The sequence below is a fragment of the Brevibacillus sp. JNUCC-41 genome, from assembly GCF_014844095.1.
Taxonomy (GTDB): Bacteria; Bacillota; Bacilli; order Bacillales; family DSM-1321; genus Peribacillus; species Peribacillus aracenensis.
In genome coordinates, this window is sequence record NZ_CP062163.1 from 1584231 (window position 1) to 1603748 (window position 19518).

At 42.3% G+C, this 19518-nt stretch carries 17 protein-coding genes; 2 read left to right on the forward strand and 15 right to left on the reverse strand.

The window, feature by feature from the left end; genetic code table 11:
- Positions 1-11 precede the first annotated feature (11 nt).
- Positions 12-1457 (forward strand): aminotransferase-like domain-containing protein, encoded by a 1446-nt coding sequence (locus JNUCC41_RS07860; protein ID WP_192207226.1) that lies wholly within the window; start codon positions 12-14, stop codon positions 1455-1457.
- 108 nt (positions 1458-1565) lie between these two features.
- Here JNUCC41_RS07860 and JNUCC41_RS07865 read toward each other — a convergent pair whose 3' ends face one another.
- From JNUCC41_RS07865 to ssb, 8 genes are all read right to left on the reverse strand, one after another.
- Positions 1566-1982, reverse strand: coding sequence for a hypothetical protein (locus tag JNUCC41_RS07865; protein WP_192207227.1), 417 nt, complete (start codon positions 1980-1982; stop codon positions 1566-1568).
- 733 nt (positions 1983-2715) lie between these two features.
- Positions 2716-6453: a S8 family serine peptidase gene (locus JNUCC41_RS27060; protein ID WP_286182400.1), complete on the reverse strand. Its 3738-nt coding sequence runs from the start codon at positions 6451-6453 to the stop codon at positions 2716-2718.
- A 207-nt stretch (positions 6454-6660) separates the two neighbouring features.
- Positions 6661-7563, reverse strand: a complete 903-nt coding sequence (locus JNUCC41_RS07875) for an ABC transporter permease (RefSeq protein WP_192207228.1) — start codon at positions 7561-7563, stop codon at positions 6661-6663.
- 12 nt (positions 7564-7575) lie between these two features.
- Positions 7576-8580, reverse strand: coding sequence for an ABC transporter permease (locus JNUCC41_RS07880; RefSeq protein WP_192207229.1), 1005 nt, complete (start codon positions 8578-8580; stop codon positions 7576-7578).
- A 115-nt stretch (positions 8581-8695) separates the two neighbouring features.
- Positions 8696-10312 (reverse strand): ABC transporter substrate-binding protein, encoded by a 1617-nt coding sequence (locus JNUCC41_RS07885; RefSeq protein ID WP_192207230.1) that lies wholly within the window; start codon positions 10310-10312, stop codon positions 8696-8698.
- Positions 10313-10354: 42 nt separating this feature from the next.
- Complete coding sequence (locus JNUCC41_RS07890; RefSeq protein ID WP_192207231.1) at positions 10355-11323, reverse strand: ABC transporter ATP-binding protein; 969 nt, start codon at positions 11321-11323, stop codon at positions 10355-10357.
- Positions 11304-12308 carry an ABC transporter ATP-binding protein gene (locus JNUCC41_RS07895; protein WP_192207232.1) on the reverse strand — a complete coding sequence of 335 codons (1005 nt, stop codon included), beginning with the start codon at positions 12306-12308 and terminating at the stop codon, positions 11304-11306. Before JNUCC41_RS07895 ends, JNUCC41_RS07890 begins: the two co-directional genes overlap by 20 nt.
- 531 nt (positions 12309-12839) lie before the next feature.
- The gene (ssb, locus tag JNUCC41_RS07900; RefSeq protein WP_192207233.1) at positions 12840-13202 is read right to left on the reverse strand and encodes a single-stranded DNA-binding protein; all 363 of its coding nucleotides are present in this window, start codon (positions 13200-13202) and stop codon (positions 12840-12842) included.
- A gap of 360 nt (positions 13203-13562) precedes the next feature.
- On the opposite strand from ssb, the gene JNUCC41_RS07905 reads away from it, so the two are divergent.
- A complete protein-coding gene (locus JNUCC41_RS07905; protein WP_192207234.1) occupies positions 13563-13997 on the forward strand; it encodes a YwpF family protein in 435 nt (144 codons plus the stop codon).
- Positions 13998-14113: 116 nt separating this feature from the next.
- Here JNUCC41_RS07905 and JNUCC41_RS07910 read toward each other — a convergent pair whose 3' ends face one another.
- The 7 genes from JNUCC41_RS07910 to spoIIID form a co-directional block, all read right to left on the reverse strand.
- Positions 14114-14401 carry a hypothetical protein gene (locus JNUCC41_RS07910; RefSeq protein ID WP_192207235.1) on the reverse strand — a complete coding sequence of 96 codons (288 nt, stop codon included), beginning with the start codon at positions 14399-14401 and terminating at the stop codon, positions 14114-14116.
- Positions 14402-14689: 288 nt separating this feature from the next.
- The gene (gene fabZ / locus JNUCC41_RS07915; RefSeq protein WP_034315755.1) at positions 14690-15118 is read right to left on the reverse strand and encodes a 3-hydroxyacyl-ACP dehydratase FabZ; all 429 of its coding nucleotides are present in this window, start codon (positions 15116-15118) and stop codon (positions 14690-14692) included.
- A gap of 128 nt (positions 15119-15246) precedes the next feature.
- Positions 15247-15501: a DNA-directed RNA polymerase subunit beta gene (locus tag JNUCC41_RS07920; protein ID WP_137016469.1), complete on the reverse strand. Its 255-nt coding sequence runs from the start codon at positions 15499-15501 to the stop codon at positions 15247-15249.
- Positions 15502-15664: 163 nt separating this feature from the next.
- Positions 15665-16507 carry a flagellar hook-basal body protein gene (locus JNUCC41_RS07925; RefSeq protein WP_192207236.1) on the reverse strand — a complete coding sequence of 281 codons (843 nt, stop codon included), beginning with the start codon at positions 16505-16507 and terminating at the stop codon, positions 15665-15667.
- Positions 16508-16560: 53 nt separating this feature from the next.
- On the reverse strand, positions 16561-17400 hold the full coding sequence (locus JNUCC41_RS07930) for a flagellar hook-basal body protein (RefSeq protein WP_192207237.1): 840 nt from the start codon (positions 17398-17400) through the stop codon (positions 16561-16563).
- 278 nt (positions 17401-17678) lie between these two features.
- Positions 17679-18680, reverse strand: coding sequence for a rod shape-determining protein (locus JNUCC41_RS07935; RefSeq protein WP_076368333.1), 1002 nt, complete (start codon positions 18678-18680; stop codon positions 17679-17681).
- A 303-nt stretch (positions 18681-18983) separates the two neighbouring features.
- On the reverse strand, positions 18984-19256 hold the full coding sequence (gene spoIIID, locus JNUCC41_RS07940; RefSeq protein WP_034315767.1) for a sporulation transcriptional regulator SpoIIID: 273 nt from the start codon (positions 19254-19256) through the stop codon (positions 18984-18986).
- Between the last annotated feature and the right edge of the window lie 262 nt (positions 19257-19518).

The window sequence follows — 19518 nt, forward strand, 5'->3', positions numbered from 1 at the left end:
GTGGTTTTCGCATGTTCATCGAATGGAGACCAAACCGTGCTTCCGACCAATCACTTCACCAGCAAATAGCAGATTGGGTCAAACAACAAATTACACGAGGCGAATGGCCGGTTGGTACTAAGCTTCCATCACAACGCTCATTGGCCGACTCATTTGGTGTAAACCGAAGTACCCTCATCACAGCCATAGATGAGTTGATTGCAGACGGATTATTGGAAACTAAGATTGGATCGGGCACTTTCGTTTCAAATAATACATGGAATGTGCTCGTCTCCAGCAAACAGCCCGACTGGAAAAACTATGTCCGGAATGGCCTTCATGAACCCAATTTAAAAACGATTCAGGACATTAATCAATATGAAACGGATACCGCCATCATCAGATTGGGCACGGGCGAACTATCTCCAGCTCTATTGCCTACAAAACAAATAGAAAAGACGTTGCAATCCACTTCTTTTGATGCCCGCTCATTAGGTTATTCCGAACCAAAGGGTGATAAGAGACTTCGTCAATGTATAAGTGTTTATTTAGAAACAAAAGGAATCAAAGCAAGTCCCAGCTCCCTCATGGTCGTTTCTGGCGGGCTCCAGGCACTCCAGTTGATTTCAGTTGGTTTACTTCAAAGGGAATCGTTGATTTTACATGAATCCCCTTCCTATTTAAATTCCGTTCACCCTTTTCAATCTGCGGGCATGCAATTAGTAGGTTTATCAATACAAGGCCGGGAAAGTATTCCGACACAAATAAAACGCATCAATGGAAGGAAGAAAGCGTCACTATTTTATACTGTTCCCACGTTTAACAATCCAACAAATACTACATGGACAAAAGAAGAAAGACTAAACCTCCTATCACTATGCAAAAAAGAACAGATTCCGATTATTGAAGATGACGTATATAGTGATTTGTGGTTTGAAAAGGAACCGCCGCCGCCTTTAAAATCCCTTGATGCAGATGGCCTTGTATTGCACATTGGCAGTATGTCCAAAACATTGAGCCCCGGATTGCGTATCGGATGGATTGCTGGCCCGATAACTGTAATTGAACGTTTAGCGGACATTAAAATGCAAATGGATTACGGTTCCAGTGCCCTTTCCCAACACCTTGTGGCAGAATGGTTAGCAAACGGTCAGTATTCAAGGCATATAGAGTGGCTAAGGCATGAGTTGATAGATCGCAGAGATTTCACATTGACCCTTCTCGATCAATACTTTAAGGGACTGGCTGAATGGCAAATACCACAAGGCGGTTTTTATATATGGTTAAAATTATGTAAACCCATCGTGAATCCAAACCTTTTCAAACAAGCGATAAAGGAAAACATACTTCTTAATCCGGGATACATATACGAACCAAATAACCATACACATATACGGCTTTCCTATTCATACGCCTCGGAGGACCAATTGGCTTATGGCATCCAAACCCTTTCGGAGATCATTCGGCGGATGGTTTGACATTTTGAAGGATAGGAGACGCTCATCATGTCGAGGAGCTGTTCGCGGCAGCTCCATTCTTATTGGGTAAAGTAACATATTAATGTCCTGCAGTTCCAGAAGATGATATTACGGATTGGCAGCTTTCATTTTTACGTTCCGTCCTTTTTGCTGGATGATGAAAAAAGAATGGTGATAGCCATGATTGATCATGATATGATCGAGGATTGCAGTAAGCGCCTCACCCTTATTCGGCTGATATGTCTCTGAACTTTCCTCAATGATGATTTTTTCTTGGTGGGGATCATATTTAATAGATGTTTTAGCACCTCTTTCAATAAAAGAAAGGGTTACCTCCTGACATAGAGGAAATTCCTGATAGGGTGAATCTGAGCGGGGATTCTTTTCAAAGGGAGAATGGACGTGCTGAAGTGCATCAAAGAAACTCGGTTTTGTAAGATATGGCCTGTCGCTTCCTTTCCTTTCGAATTTCACTTTAATTCCGAGACTACTAACTTTATTGCTGGATTTCTTCTTATAATTCATAGATACCCTCCTTTTAATAGGTTCTTTATACCTAATTCTTTCATCCCACTCCATATACCTGCCGGAAAATGAAATTACTTCCTCACTAATAGATTTCCATATTTGCACGGTGAAAATGCAGCAAACTACTCCATCTTCAAAAATTCAAAATCCGGAAATCTTATTACGCAAAAACGGCCCTCTTGGGTAAGAGGGCTTAGACTATGGAACAACTCGATAATAATTGATTTTGCCTACAGTTTTTTTGAGGGTTTGTACAATTGAAACGTTGATTTCCACTCTAGGCACTCGCTTTCCGCGGGCAGTCCGGGAGCCTCCTCGGCGCTCTTTGCGCCTGTGGGGTCTCCCTTGGACACGCTTTTTCCGCAGGAGTCTCGTACCTTTCGTTCCAATCAACTGGTATGTTTTTTTAAAGAATACTGTAGGCTTCGGAATGGATTAACCCGAACCATGATTAGAATGGAAGAGTTGTTTATCCACCATGAATTTTTACCTTTTCATATGAAGTGAAATCCTCATTAGATTGAAGAAATCTGCGACACTCCTGCCGAATAACTGGCTAGCCGAGACCCCGCAGACGCTTGCGTCGAGGAGGCTTGGCAGACAGTCGGCGGAAAGGGAGCGGATTTCAGAAATCAACTGAAACTTATTAAGAAAAAACTGTAGGCAAACTCGCTTTCTTCGAATTTGCCCACAAAAAACAGCCCTCTTGAATAAGAGGGCTGCCTTTCATTTATTTTTTTGCTTTATTGATGTTAAAGGATTTCTTCGATTCATTTCCTGCAAGATCGGTCACCTTGAATTCAAACTTGTTGTTGCCTGTTTTAAGCGGCAACTCCAAATCCTCTATCTTCTTCTTATAGGCACGCATTTTGTATGGTTCCTTGAATTCATGATAGAATACTTCGCTTCCATTCAGGTAAAGGCGGATTTCATCGAAATTATCCTCTACCGTCACGTCCACTTTTGGATTCTTTCCTTTGGCTCCCACAGTTTCCGGTACACCTTTAACTTTTAAACCTGGCTTTGTTGCATCGACCATAATCGTCCGTTTAAAGGAAACTGTGTTATCCCATTTATCGGTTGCTTTAACCGTGAAGCTTTGGACACCATCTACAAATTTCTTTTCATATGAGAATTGATATTTATTATTCGTCTTGTTATACGTTACAGGTACCGTTTTATTGTCGATTTTAAATTCCGTTATTTCCGATGCTTCTTCAATTTCTCCAGTTATTTTGATTTTAGTTTTATTGTTCACGCTCAAAGCTTCAGGACTCTTGATCTTTACAGCTGGTGCATGATTATCGATCGGAGCCGAATCGCTTGCTAATTCGGTTTCAGCCGTTTTTTCATTACCTGCATAGTCAATTGCCACAACCTGAACCTTTTCCCCTTTTACATCAGGCAGGGTGAATTGTTTCGCATTCGCCGGGAGCGGTTCTTTCATGATGGATGCTCCATCGACTTGCACATCGTAATAAGCAAGCCCTGAACCATTCAAGTTATCCTTACCTTGGATGGTCAATACATTGCCTTTTTTCGAAATCTTGACTGTCGGCTTTACCGTATCGATTTTGATGGGCATTTTAAACGTCTGCCATTTAGCACCCTCGTAATCTATCATCGCTTTGATTTCAAAATAATACACCCCATCCTTAGCGAGTGCATTATTGATTTTACCGTCCCATTTACGGGCTGGAACCAGGGTGTATGCAGTCCCTTTTCCGCCATCATAATAATCCTTACGTACATTATTCTCTGTGCGAAGTTTCCGGACTGACTTGTTTTCACCATTCAATATATTGTATTCTACTTTTTTCGCATTCCTTAAGAATGATAGGACCGGCACAAAGTCATCCTGTGCGCCATCACCATTTGGGGAAATTGCAATATTTTTGCCATTGAATGTTTTTCCCGCAGGGTCATAGCCGAGATAAGTGAAGTCTTCACCTGCAGTCGATACTCCCCCTGCCCTTCCATAGAAAGACTCTTTATCATATTTAGTGCCATCCAGGATCGGGGCTTTGTTCCACTCTCCTTTAAACCCTACATACGGTACATTCAGTTCCGGATTCGTATCGGCTGGATCCTTCAATGAAATGAACCCTTCAACAAAATATCCGTTTGGAAAGACCTTGTCAATGTCTACAAGAGTCTGAAGGTCATCGCCAAGTACCTTTGCATCGGATATGTCCACTTTCACTTCGAATGTAACCGATTTTTTTGCAGGAACGGTAATCTTTTTTGTATTTTTATTATTGATTTTAATCGTAGCGTTCTTAATTTCCTGTGCTTCCAGCACATTAGCGGAATAACCCAGTTGTCCCTGGATTGCATAGTCCGTTTGGATGTTTCCTTTTACATCATACTTGACCGCTTTGTTGCTGAAGTTTTCAACCTTTAAAGTAAAGGCGAACTTATTGCCGATCTCCTTCATTGCAACCTTCGCTTCTTTCGTGAATGCCTCGGTCACGACAGCAGGTGTGGACAATGCGGATTGCAGCTGCATGACTCCGGCTCCCTGCCTGCGAGGCGAGTAAGGGTTTTCCCAGTCAAAGGCCTTATTGACGACACCCTGATCCGTTAAAGGCTTTGAAGTATTCATCATCAGATTTTTAGCTAAGTTAGCCCGGGCAGATCCTTCTAATTTAAATTCTTTATCCACTCTTTCAAGAACCAGTGCCGAGCCTCCGGAAACATGTGGTGCCGCCATTGAAGTACCGCTCATCATTCCATATTCATCGTTGTTCAGCGTCGAATAAATCTGTCCGCCCGGAGCAGTGATTTCCGGTTTGAAATCCAAGTTCGGAGCGACTCCCCATGAACTGAATGAGCTCATTTTCCCTGCTTCTGGATTTACAGCTTTTGTTTTATCACCATTAAAGGTAACCTTCACCTTTTCGCCATCCGTTAAGGCCGATTTCAGCTTTGCACCATCCGATTTCAACATAAACAGCTGAGGAATGGTGATGCTTGAATCTGTAGCCATGGAAATATATCCGTCAGCATTATTGTAAATGATGACTCCTGTCGCTCCTGCTGCCTGTGCATTTTGCGCCTTTTCTATAAAAGAAAGCGTACCGCGCTCGATGAGGGCGAACTTGCCTTTAACATCCACTTTGGAAAGCTCCTCCGGCGTTCCAAGACCTGCAGCCACCAAGTCATGTGTTTTATCCTTCAAAGCATTGGGGTGTACGCTTGAAGCCGACATGAACGGAGCTTTACCTGCTTGTCCGTTTATATCATAAGTCGCTGCATCTAAATCCATATAGTTATTCTCCACCGATGCCACTTGTACAGAATCGTAAGCAAGCCCAGGTGAACCAGAAACGCCAATATCCGGGTTCGAAGCTGATGGGTTTGCAAAACCATTTCCAAAGTGCGCCGAGTTTCCTGCTGAAATCGACATGAGGATCCCATTATCAACAGCCCTGGATACCGCCTGCTGCTCCGGATCTTCTGCCGATACAAAACCTGCAGTGGAGCCAAGGCTCATATTCAGCACATCCGCCCCAAGGATAATGGCATCGTCAATCGCCTTAATGTATATATCGCCCCATGTTGTCTGCATGTCGGGATCATTCCCGAAGACCTTTAAAGCAAGCAGCTGGGCTTCAGGAGCAACCCCTTTAATGCCGCCATTCTCTTCATCTCCATTGGCACCAGCCGTACCTGCTACATGCATTCCATGCATGGAAGCCCCTTCACCAAGGTCAAGGATTTCTTCATTTTCATCCATGTAATTGTATCCATAAGGTACCTTCGCTGTATAATAATTGCCTAATAGATGGCTAGATTTCTTCATCCCGCTTATTTCACTTTCTGTCAGCTCAGCCTTAGTCTCGTCGTGCAGGACCATATCACGGTGAGATGGGTCGATTCCAGTATCGATAATCCCGACGACCATCCCTTCCCCTTTATATCCATATTCCCGCCAAGCTTCCTGGGCTTGGACAAGTTCTTTACTATATAGCATCTCGGGTTTTTCTACAGGACGTTCATATTCATTCGCAATATGTACTTCAGCAACTTCAGGCATGGCTTCCACCTTTTTGATTTCACCATACTGAAGTTCACCACTGAAACCATTTACGACTGTCGTAAAACTTTCAAGTTCCTTGAAAGTTATTTTTTTCTCTTTCACCTTTTTTTTCAATTTCTTCTGATTAGCTAGCTTTTCGGACTTTAATTGTTGTTTCTTACTTTTAGATAACTGTTTAAAAAGTTTCCCTTCTTTCGAGGCTATTTCTATTGCCGGGGCTTCCTTCATCTCTACGATGACCCTGACCTTCTCATTGCTTTTGTACTTCTTCCCCAAATCATTTTTCTTCAGCTTTATATTACTTTCCTGATTCTTCTTACCTGCACCGCCCGAGCCTGTCGGGGAATCCGGTAGCTTGGCTGCGGAAACGCTTGCAGTAAATACTAATAGAAAGATTGCTAGAATGGACAAGCTGCGTTTAATCAATGAACTTTCCTCCTCTAAAATAATCAATTTTTGGAATATTCTTACTGAGTATAAAAGTATCACAACTTTTGGGGTGATTTTAAGGGGTAATAGTCACTATTTCCCTATTTCGATCTAGGCTTTTGTTATTATTTTTCATATTTTAATAGATTTACACGATAAACGACAAAAAGATGGTGATGTTAAACTAACATCACCCTTTTACTTCTAGTTTTTCATTCTTGGATCCAATGCATCGCGCAGCCCATCCCCCATTAGGTTAAAGCCGAGTACCGTAAGCATGATCGCAAGGCCAGGGAAAAGAACCGTCCATGGTGCCTGAATGATGAACGCCCTGGAATCGGCAAGCATTTTTCCCCACTCTGGTGCTGGCGGCTGAGCTCCGAGACCGAGAAAGCCCAGTGCTGCACACTCAATTATGGCAGTTGCAATCGCCAAGGTACCTTGAACGATGATCGGTGCAAGACTATTCGGAAGGATGTGGTGAAGGAGAATCCGACCATCCCCCATTCCAATTGCCTTAGCGGCCGTTACATATTCCTCTTCTTTCACTGTTAAGACCCGTGAACGTAAAAGCCGGCCGAATATCGGGACATTGACGATGGCAATGGCAATAAGTGCGTTGCGAAGGGAAGGTCCCAAAACGGCTACGACAGCAATAGCTAGCAAGATACTTGGAAAGGCCAGAATGATGTCAAAGACCCTCGATATGATCGTATCTATCCACTTGCCGTAATAACCGGCAATGATTCCTAAAAAAGACCCAACCACGACAGATCCGGCAACAGATAAGAAGCCGACCCCTATTGATATGCGCGAGCCATAAATGACCCTGCTCAAAATATCACGACCAAATTCATCCGTTCCGAACCAATGCTCCGCAGACGGGGCCAAATGTTTATCACTTAGCTTTTGCCCCTCAAATGAATAAGGTGCAATAAGGGGCGCGAAGATGGCGATTAAGATTAAAAATGCAACAATCCCCAGACCCACAAGAGCTACCTTATTTTTCCTAAAACTCCTCCATCCTTCCTTCCAGGGAGAGATGACCTTTTCCTCTGCCTCTTTTGGAGGAAGGATTGGCGAAGTATTCGTTGCTATTTCAGGCATGAGTTTCCCTCCCTATTTATACTTAATCCTTGGATCGATCGCTGCATACAACAAGTCCACAACTAGATTGATCATGACAAACAAAAAGGCGATGACGAGAATTCCGGACTGTATCACCGGATAATCCCGAGATAGTATTGCATCATAAATATATGTACCGATACCCGGCCATCCAAAAATATTTTCCGTTAATATGGCGCCGCCTAAAAGTAATCCTGTCTGCAGGCCGATCACCGTCACCACTGGAATCAGGGCATTCTTAAGGGAGTGCTTGTAAACAACCCAAAACATTCTCATTCCTTTCGCACGAGCCGTACGAATGAAATCCGATCTCATTACTTCCAGCATGGACGAACGTGTCATCCTTGCAATAATGGCCATCGGAATGGTCGCAAGCGCAATCCCCGGCAAAATGAGATGTTTGATCACCTCGAAAAACTGGTCAACCCTGCCAGCCATGAGTGTATCCATCAAATACAGGCCGGTTATGGCTTCAACGGGATCCCTGATATTATCCCGCCCTGTCGTCGGAAGTAAATCCCATTGAATTGAAACGAGGTATTGCTCCATTAATCCCAGCCAGAAAATAGGCATGGACAAACCAATCAACGCAATCACCATGGCGGCATAATCAAACCATGAGTTTTGGAACCAAGCTGATATTATCCCTGCATTCACGCCTATTACCACGGCGATGATCATGGCGATCAAGGCCAGTTCTATCGTGGCCATTAGGTATGGCCCAATTTCCTCGGAAACCGGACTATTCGTTTTTAACGAAACACCCAGGTCTCCCTTTAACAGACCTGATAAATAATCCCAAAATTGAATGAACCAAGGTTTATCCAGACCAAGCTCCTTTGTCATTGCAGCGACTGCCTCTTCCGTTGCTTGCTGCCCTAAAATCACCTGTGCTGGATTCCCCGGAATCGCCCGAATCATCATGAAAACAATAAATGCCATTCCGAGTAACACTGGAATGAGAGATCCTAAACGTCGTACGGTATAGGAAAACAAAACAATCACCCGCCTTTTAAATAAGGGTCCTTTGAAGCGCCCTTGATCATTTTGAAATACATTCCATAACAAAACCGGGAAGCATGCAAGACTCCATACTACCCGGTTCGCACGGTTAATTTTCTAGTGAAACATTAACAAGGGATTGTGAACCAGTTGGATGTGGAACAAACCCTTTGACAGTCTTAGATCCGGCTAACTGCGGTAAAGAGTGTACAAGCGGAACCCATGGAGCATCATCATGGATGATTTCCTGTGCTTTTCCATACAACTCATTGCGCTTGGCTTCATCTGCCGTGGACTGAGCTTCAATTAGCAGTTTATGGACCTCATCGTTTGCGTAACGGGCATAGTTGTTGGAGCCGATATTATCTTTATCCAATAATGTATAAAGGAAGTTATCCGCATCTCCATTATCTCCTGTCCAGCCCATCATGAAGGATTGGGCTTCACCAGCCTGCACTTTCTCTAAATATGCAGCCCATTCGTACGAAACGATATTCGCTTCGATGCCGACTTGTTTTAGGCTTGCTTGAATGGCTTCAGCCACTTTTTGACCATCTGGCATATATGGGCGCGGTACCGGCATTGCCCATAGGTCCATTTTAAATCCGTCTTCAAGTCCAGCTTTTTTCAGCAGTTCTTTCGCTTTTTCTACATCATAATCATAGTCTTCGACTTTGTCATTGTAGCCAGAAACGGATGGCGGCATAGGATTCTTGGCAGGCTCTGCTGTGCCTTCATAAAAATTATCAATGATTTCCTTTTTATTGATCAAATGCGAGATGGCCTGACGCACTTCTTTCTTGTCGAATGGCGCTTTCTCAACATTGAAAGCAAAGTACCCGACATTCATGGATGCACGTTCGAATATTTGCAGGTTTTCATCTCCTGTAACCTTACTGATATCACTTGGGTTCAACCCATCCATCAGGTCGATTTCACCCTTGATTGCAGCATTTAATCGCGCAGAGTTATCTTTAATGACCTTAAACGTAATTCCATCAAGTTTCGGCAGTCCTTCTTGCCAATAGTCATCGTTTTTCACCACTTCAATCGTATCGCCAGGTTTCCATGATTTGAATTTGAAAGGACCTGTACCAGATGGATTTTTAGTGAAGTCATCACCCTCTTTTTCAATTCCAGCCGGACTGGCTATTGCAAATGTAGGCATGGCAAGGTTTTTCAGGAACGGCGCCTGCGGACGGTTCAAAGTGAATTCCACCGTGTTGGCATCGATCGCTTTTACTTCTTTGATGACATGGCCTTCATCACCTTCAAATCCTCCGAACATGGAGGCATAGTACGCAAATTTACCCTCATCCTTACTTTGTGCCCAACGTTGAAAGTTTTTTACGACTGCATCTGCATTGAAATCAGTACCATCATGGAACTTGATTCCGGTTTTCAATTTGAATGTGTATGTTTTTGCGTCATCAGACACTTCCCATGATTCTGCAAGACCCGGATTGATTTCCGTATCATCTTCCCCATATTTCACAAGCGTTTCAAAAATCTGCTGTGTGACGATGAATGATTCCCCATCGGTTACGATAGCCGGGTCAAGACCGACAGCGTCTCCGCCTTTACCGTATATCAATACGCCGCCCTTCGCTTCACTCGATCCCCCTTTACCATCATCTTTCTCTTTTGATGTAGACGAGGAGCATCCCGCAAGCGCTAGCGAAAGAGCCAGGATACCAACCAGCAATAATGCCAATGTTTTCTTCATATTCTTCCCCCTTATTATTTGCGAATTTATGTATACGTCGTGTCAATTGTATAAATGACAAGCAACGTAGTGACCAGGTTTATGTTCATTCAGGATTGGCTTTTCCGTACTGCATACTGCCATCGCCTTTGGACATCTTGTATGGAACGGACAGCCGCCGGGCGGGTTCGATGGGCTTGGAACATCTCCCTGCAGGATTACCCTATCCCCCTTGTATCCCACATCCGGGATGGGCACGGCTGATAGTAAAGCCTGCGTATATGGATGAAGCGGATCTTCGTAAAGTCCTTCACTTTCCGTCAATTCAACTATATGTCCAAGATACATGACACCGACACGGTCGGAGATATGCCTCACCACTCCAAGATCATGGGCAATGAACAAGTAGGTCAAATCAAAATCCTCCTGCAAATCCTGCAACAGATTCAAGACCTGTGCCTGGATCGACACATCCAGTGCAGATACCGGCTCATCGGCAATGATCAATTTGGGGTTGACTGCAAGTGCCCTCGCTATGCCAATACGCTGCCGCTGGCCCCCACTGAATTGATGCGGATACCTTTTAGCATGGTAACTGCTTAAGCCAACAACCTTAAGAAGTTCCTGCACACGTGCCTTTCGCGCCTTTTTATCTTTAACCCCGTGAACGATGAGCGGTTCTTCCAATATTTTTTCAATGGTATGCCTGGGATTGAGGGAAGCGAATGGGTCCTGGAAGACCATCTGCATTTCACGGCGCATCTTTCTCATTTCACTGGAAGATAAAGCTGTCAGGTCCTTTCCTTCGAAATAAACATTACCCTCACTCGGCTCAAGCAATCGAAGCAATAATCTTCCCGTCGTAGACTTTCCGCAACCGCTTTCACCGACAAGTCCTAAGGTTTCCCCTTTATAAATGGAAAAAGACAAACCATCAACTGCCTTGACCTCTCCGATGGTCTTTCCGAGAACCCCTCCTTTGATTGGAAAATGCTTCTTTAGGTTTTCTACCTTAACCAATGTTTGATTCATGCAAGGCGGCTCCTTTCCCATCTTCATACAGCCAGCAGCGAACATGCTGACCCTCATCGAATTTCAATAGAGACGGGGTCTCATTTATACATTGCTCCATGGCATGGGAGCACCGGGGGGCAAACTGGCACCCGAGGTTGCTTGTCCCAGGTTTTGGCACATTACCCGGTATCGAATAAAGGCGATCTTTCTTTATTCGCATATCGGGAATCGACTGAAGTAAACCGACCGTATAAGGATGCTTGGGGTCTTGGAAAATCGTTTGCACATTTCCTTCCTCTATCACCTTGCCGGCATACATGACAATGACACGTTCACACATTTGCGCCACTACCCCAAGATCATGGGTAATCATCATGATTGCCGTGTCTGTTTCTTTATTTAAATTCTTCATTAACTCCAGGATTTGTGCCTGGATCGTCACATCCAAAGCCGTTGTCGGTTCATCGGCTATAAGGAGTTTAGGTTCGCAAATCATGGCCATTGCTATCATGACCCTTTGTCTCATTCCACCTGAAAGCTGATGCGGATATTCTTTGAGCAATTCCTCGGCACGGCCAAGCCCAACCAGCTTCAGCATTTCCACCGCTCTATGCCGGGCCTGTTTCTTGTTCCATTTTTTATGTATCCGAAGCGTCTCGACCAACTGCTCGCCAATAGTGAACACAGGATTCAAGCTAGTCATCGGTTCCTGGAATATCATCGCTATATCATTCCCGCGAATTTTTCTCATTTTCGCTTCAGAGGCATTCGCGATGTTCTCTCCTTTAAAAAGGATTTCCCCCTCCACCTTACCAGCAGGCGAAGGAACCAGACCCATGATGGACAGAGAAGTTACGCTTTTTCCGCATCCCGATTCTCCTACAATCCCTAAAACCTCACCAGGATTGACATGGAAATCGATTGAATTCACGACAGGAATCACCCCATCGTCCGTATGAAAACTGGTTCGCAACCCATTCACCTTAATAATTGGTTCGCCCATCAAATCACTTCCTATATATAACTTTTTTTCCAATTACATTATTGGGTTTATTATTGCATCAAAATTAAAATATTACAATATATTTTCTAAAAATTCTAATTTAACAGAATTATTTTTTTATTTTCCCTATTTACACACATTTTGGCATAAAAAAAAATGACTGCTTATTTGCAGTCATTACAATGGGGAAATCATATAACTCGATTTTATTGAGGGTAAATCGAGGTATCCAGCGGGGAAGAAGCTATATTAGCTTATGGGGAATGAATGGATGAAAGATAATCTATATACTACCGTCAAGTTTCATTAAATTTCCCTGAGAATCTGTGCATGTATTTTTCATTATGGTCCTATAAATACTTTTATTATTTCCAATGTATTAAGCATCCAATTGCTCTGTCCTACTATTCAGTATTAGAAGTTTTCAAATAGGCCTTCACCACATGTCGAATTTAACCCATCCATACATTTTCTTGAAAACAATCTTGCTTCCGTGCTGGGGCAAGCCATCATGCCTCCCTTCACGTAACACTATAAACCAATATGTTCAAAATCTTTGGGCTTACTATCATTTTGTTTAGATCCAATAAATTGAACCCTCTCGGCAACCACTTCAGTTACATATACATATTTGCCCTCCTGATTTTCATATCTCCTTGTTTGTATTCTGCCAGTTATGCCGATCGTTGCACCCTTTTTACAATATTGAGCAGTATTTTCAGCCGACTTTTTCCATATGATACACTGTACGAAGTCCGCCTCATAGTTACCGACAGTATTACGGAAGTTCCGGTTGATTGCCAACGTGATATTGGAAACAGCCTTGCCATCGGGTGTGTATCTTAATTCAGGATCCTTCGTAAGCCTGCCGACGAGGGTAACTTGGTTAATCATCCTTTCACTCCTTTCTCTTTAATATGAATTAATCATACTCTTTCTTCCATCGATTAAAAAATCGACGAAATGCTCTAATTACACCATTTTTCTTCATGAAAAATCGTTTGGATGATGCAAAATCATTTTTTATTGATTGAAACAAGGTGAAAAACGAATAGTTAACAAAATTAAATATTTTGCAAATTTTTATTCTATCCTTCATAATTTAGACAAATGTTGGGTTTTCATTTCATTAAGGAACTTTTTTTTAGTATGATATAATTACCTTTAAAAGGATTAAATCGATATGTACTATTTCAAAAATTTACGTTTAAGAGAGGTATTGCCGCTCTTTCTTGCAAGAAACGGAGGAATTAGATGAAATCATTTAAATTGATCTCGTTGCAAATTGTTACTGAAAATTTAAACTTGATCGATATCGCATTAACAGATGGACTGATCATAAATAAAGAAAACGACGCCAGAACATGGTTACTGGAAGCCTTTGTAGAAGAAAATCATTTCAATAAGCTTCAGCCCTCACTTCCCAATATAGACGGAGAGGTGTATATCCAGGCAGTCATTACCAAAAAGGACAATGAACCGGCTTTGTTCCACACTGTTTTACGAACAATAAGAAAAGTGGGCAACCATTATAGCCTTCTATTCGTTGGACACATCCAAAAAACACGGAGCAAATATGCAGAACTCCTTCTTGAAGATTTGGTCCAAAAAGGCCTATCCGGCGATGAATTACTAAAAGAGTTCAAGCAAAAAATCCGCTCAAAGCCTAAATTGGCAACTAATAAGTAAAAAACCCTTCCCTTAATTCCCATCACTAATCGAATGCACATAAAAAAGACTGACTTAGACGAATAAGGATACCAATCCTCTTCTTACCTAAGCCAGTCTTTCTCATTCTGTGCTAATTACCTATTTTTGTCGTCATCTTTATCGTCGTCTTTAATCAAGTCATTCGGATCATTATCGACGTTATCATTGACGTTATTATCGTCGTTATCAAGCACTCCATCATTATCGTTATCATTCATATCGTTATTATCGTTGTTATCATTTACACCATTGTTATCATCATCTATGATGTTGTTATCATTTTCTGGTGCGGGATTGTTGTCATTATCATTCGTTCCACATCCAGCAAGGAACATAATTGATAATAAAGATCCCCCAAGTAGTGCAAAAATTTTCTTCATCATTTTTGGCAACCTCCCTTCTGTCTTTATCATTAGCTATTTTGCCCGAATGTGAAAATAACTTGCGCCCTATTTTAAATTAAAATAGAAAAATCCGCTTTGCTTACTCAATAAAAAATGCCGGACATATAAAATGTCCGGCACTAAAAGGGAGAATAAAAAGTTCAAAAACCGCTCTTGCTTTAAAAAAGCAATGCAGTGCTTTTTATATACACCGCTTCACGGTTCCTTAAACCCTTTTCCAAAAAATATAGTTTCAACATTCCATTTCCCTTTCGCGGAAAATGAATCTTATTTGTCACCAAAAGCAAACATGATATCGGCTTCACACGCTGTTTCTCCATCTACCGTTGCCACTGCTTTCCCTTTACCCATTGACCCTCTCATACGCACTATTTCAACTTCCAGACGCAGCTGATCACCTGGTTTAACTTGCTTCTTAAAGCGGCAATTATCAATCCCAGCGAAAAAGGCAAGCCGCCCTTTGTATTCTTCTTGTTTCAAAACGGCTACAGCACCGACTTGCGCTAATGCCTCTACAATCAAAACTCCAGGCATAACTGGATAATCGGGGAAATGGCCATTAAAGAATTCTTCATTTGCTGAGACATTCTTCAACCCAACCGCTCTTTTCCCTTCATCTATTTCTATGATCCGGTCGACTAATAAGAATGGGTAACGATGCGGGATAATTTCCTTTATTTGTGTGATATCAAGCATACATCTTCCTCCTATGACTTAAATATTTCTAACATTACATAAACTCGCCCCTGTCATGTAGACAGAGGCGTAGTTGCCATGTAATATAAATTCCGATAACGACAGCAACTACTTAAAAAAACATGGAACTACGCACCCTTGTTCACTATATCAATAATATGGGTCCATGTGGATTTTTGGAAAACATCCATTGCATGTCCTCCACCAATCACACTATATCCTAATAGTGCCCCGGATAATACAGCAATGAAAATCAATCCAATAACAATGAGTAAACGAAGCCAAATTGGCAAAAGACGGACCTTGATCCTACGATTCGGTTTCGCCTCGACTTCCTTTATCTCTTCTTCAATTTGTTGTCTCATTACACGATTTTGTTCCATATAGAATGTGAAAGCTCCTTTTAAGAAAACTCGCCGACTGATTTTCCCACCAGAAATTCAGCAGCTATGCAAAATGATCGGCACGAATGATTCCTTTTGTTATGAATTCATTATAACCGATTTGCTCTAATTCCGCAGGGAGACATTTTATTTACCAGAAACCTTAACGGATTCCATTGACCAATCCGCTCATTTGATCAGCCATCGTTACAGCCCGGGAGTGAAATTGGTAGGACCGTTGAACATTGATTAAATCCGTCATTTCTTTGGAAAGATCGACATTTGATGACTCCAGAGACCCTTGACGGACTGCTGCCCTGTTGCGGGAATTCCCTGTTAATGCAATCATGATCTCGTCTTCGTTAACACCCAAGGCATTGAAGTTTTTGGGCAGGCCAAGTAAATTTCCGCCTAGCCGGTCAAGAAATTGCGGTTTCTTTACCGAGACGATTCCGAGTCCAAAACTCTTTTCTCCATATTCTTCTGTATCCACTATCAATAAGCCATTTTCCGAAATCTTAATGTCCTTAATGTTTCCCTCAATGAGGATCGGCTCACCATTTTCATCAAGGACTTTATGTCCAGCAGAGGTAACGAGCATCATTTGGTCGTTAGCATTAGGAGATAAATAAAAGGCCCCATCCCTTGTAAGCCTTGTATTGACCCCATTATCGTCTTGAACGCTTACTGTGAAGAATTGGTCATCGCGGGTGAATGCAGCATCAAGGTTGCGGTCCGTCGTCTTTAAGGCCCCTTGTGAAAGCACCAATTGAGATTGGCTTATCATAGCCCCTGTTCCTTGCCGGATGCCAGGTGTGGTCAATCTTCCTTTTTCCTTGGTCTCACTCGGTTGATTATTGAAGCTCTGTGTCAATAAGTCATTGAAACTCGTTTGGGTCTTTTTGTAGGCAGTCGTGTCCGCATTCGCGATATTATTACCTATTTGGTCGATTTTACTTTGAAGTTGGTTCAGCGTATTCGTCGCAGTCATCATCGTACGATTCATGGTTTTTCCCCTTACATGTTCAAATTTCCAAAGTCATTTTTCCTACTGTTCAATTAAAGCCTGCCAACTTCATTGACCGCTTTATCCAAACTTTTATCATAGGCTTGAAGAACCTTCTGACTCGCTTCAAAAGAGCGGTATGCCGACATCATTTCTGTCATCGTTCTCGATTGGTCAACATTGGAGCCTTCAAGAAAGCCTTGCTTAGTAGAAAAACCGACATCTGCAGCAGCATATGCACTAGGTAAATCCCCATCATTCACTGCCTTGTACAGGCCTTCCCCATCCTTCATGAGCTGTAATGACGGGTCATCCGAATAACCGATGCCCATACGTGCGGTTTGAACATTTCCTTCTAAAATAACACCGTTTTCCGCTACTGTGAATTGATCGCTATCAAGCTGGATCTTTTCATTATTTTCGTTCAATACATAATGACCGGCAGGCGTAGTCAGATAACCTTGCCCATCGAGGGTGAAGCTTCCGTTACGCGTATAACGGATAGCACCATCACCATCCTGGACAGTAAAAAAAACCGATCCTTTCCGGCCCGTTTCTTCATTGATCGGAAGGTTTTCATCGACCAAGGAAATATCCGTATTAAGCTGGGTTTCCTCCAATGTGCCCTGGACAAATAAAGGATTCGCCTCCTGTACGTAAACACCCGTACTGAGCCCTCCAACCTGGGATAAGTTAGACATGCTCAATTTGCTCTCCGTAGGAACCGTTTTATCACCTATGTTGCTTATGAGCATTTCAGGAAAAGATCTTACACTCATTTGATCCGCTTTATATCCTGTAGTATTCGCGTTGGACATATTGTTTGTGAGCAATTCTGTGCGCCTTTGCTGTGTAAGCATCCCCGAAGCAGCCGTATAAAAACCTCTTAACATCTTCTTCACTCCTCAATTTACATAACTAATCCCGTTCAATTCCTCATATCTATCTTATCGGTCATGAACATCAGTATCTTAAGGAAAGGGACAGCATTAGGCAGAAGAATTTACCTATATCGTAGGCTAGGTCAGATTTAAAGGAATGGTGTTAAATTCTCGACTAAAAGAAGAGGGCCTATTGCTCATCTGTACTAGAACTGCACGCACTTTCACTATGCCTCACGTTTGTCTGAACCTTAGACCCCTATCTTATGGTGCGGCTTTCCATCCGCTTTTTAGTTGAATTTGTGACGTGGCAATTTATCCATATTATCAAGCATGATACCGGTTCCGATTGCTACACAATCCATTGGCTGCTCGGCAACGAGTACTGGGACCTTAAGTTCTTCAGCAAGAAGTAAATCAATCCCGTGAAGCAATGCTCCCCCGCCTGTTAAAATGACGCCGCGGTCGATGATATCTGCAGAAAGTTCTGGCGGTGTCCGCTCAAGCACGCTTTTTGCAGCTTGTACAATGATGGAAACCTGCTCGCGAAGAGCTTCCTCAATTTCTTCCGAGTTGACCGAAATGGTTCTAGGCAATCCCGATACCATATCGCGCCCACGGATATCGATGACTTCATTACGGGATCCAGGGAATACGGTTGCAACCTGGATTTTAATGTTTTCCGCTGTACGCTCACCAATAAGGAGCTTGTACTTCCGCTTGATATAATTTAAAATTTCATTATCGAATTTGTCACCGGCCATTTTAATTGAAGAAGATGTAACGATATCCCCCATTGAAAGAACGGCAATATCCGTTGTACCCCCGCCAATGTCTACGACCATATTGCCGCTTGGTTGAAAAATATCCATACCGGCACCGATTGCAGCCACTTTTGGTTCTTCTTCAAGGAATACTTTTTTTCCGCCGCTTTTTTCAGCAGCTTCTTTAATCGCTTTTTGTTCGACACTTGTTATGTTGGTCGGGCAACAGATTAAAATTCTAGGCTTTGAAAGGAAGCCTTTCACATTCAATGTATTGATAAAATGCTTAAGCATCGATTCTGTTACATCAAAATCCGCAATGACACCGTCTTTCAAAGGACGGATTGCGATGATGTTTCCTGGAGTACGGCCTACCATTTTACGAGCTTCTTCCCCGACGGCAAGAACACGGTTCGTATTCTTATCAATCGCAACTACCGAAGGCTCATTTAACACAATTCCTTTACCTTTGACATGTATAAGAACATTGGCTGTTCCAAGATCTATCCCAATATCTCTAGCAAACATTTCTTAAATCCTCCTTGAATATCCTCACATATAACCTACTTCTGTCCTAATTGTTTATTTTACCATATTGCATTGACACAAGTAAGTATGAATTATAAATAAACACTAATAAATACTATTATTCCCTTTTTTGCCAATATGTAAAAAAAATTGATGCCTTATGTACTAAATTTCGCATTTCCCCAAAAAAAAACCCCGGCATGGAACCGCAATCAAGGTTAAGAAAAAAAACGGACATTCACTTTCATGCCCCCTTATCCCTGATTGCCCGATTCACTTCCAATAGCCGGAATGATTCAAGTATCATTTAACGATTTCTTCTTCTCTTTCAGAACGTTTATATTTTAATTTTGTCGCTTCTCCACCTCTAAGGTGGCGAATGGATTTATGATAATCCAATATATCCTTCACTTCGTTAGCCAAATCAGGATTAATTTCTGGCAGCCTCTCAGTCAAGTCTTTATGAACCGTGCTTTTAGAGACTCCGAACTCTTTTGCAATGACGCGGACTGTTTTTCTAGTTTCCACGATATACTTTCCTATCTTGATAGTTCTTTCTTTGATGTAATCGTGCACACCACTCGACCTCCCCAAATTGGATGTGAGAAGTGTGAAATGAGATTCGTATTTTTCGAATCGAATACCGCTGCCCTATAAACAATGAAAGATAGAATTATTCACCTATTAGATAATTTGTAATAAACGATTCCTCACCTCAAACACTCTCTTTGCATGGTTTATAACATCTTATTAGCTTGGTTAAGAATATATGCCTAATGGGACAGGAGGTTTGGATTTATTTCTGATTTTCATCTGTTTATTGTCATTAGGCGTAAAT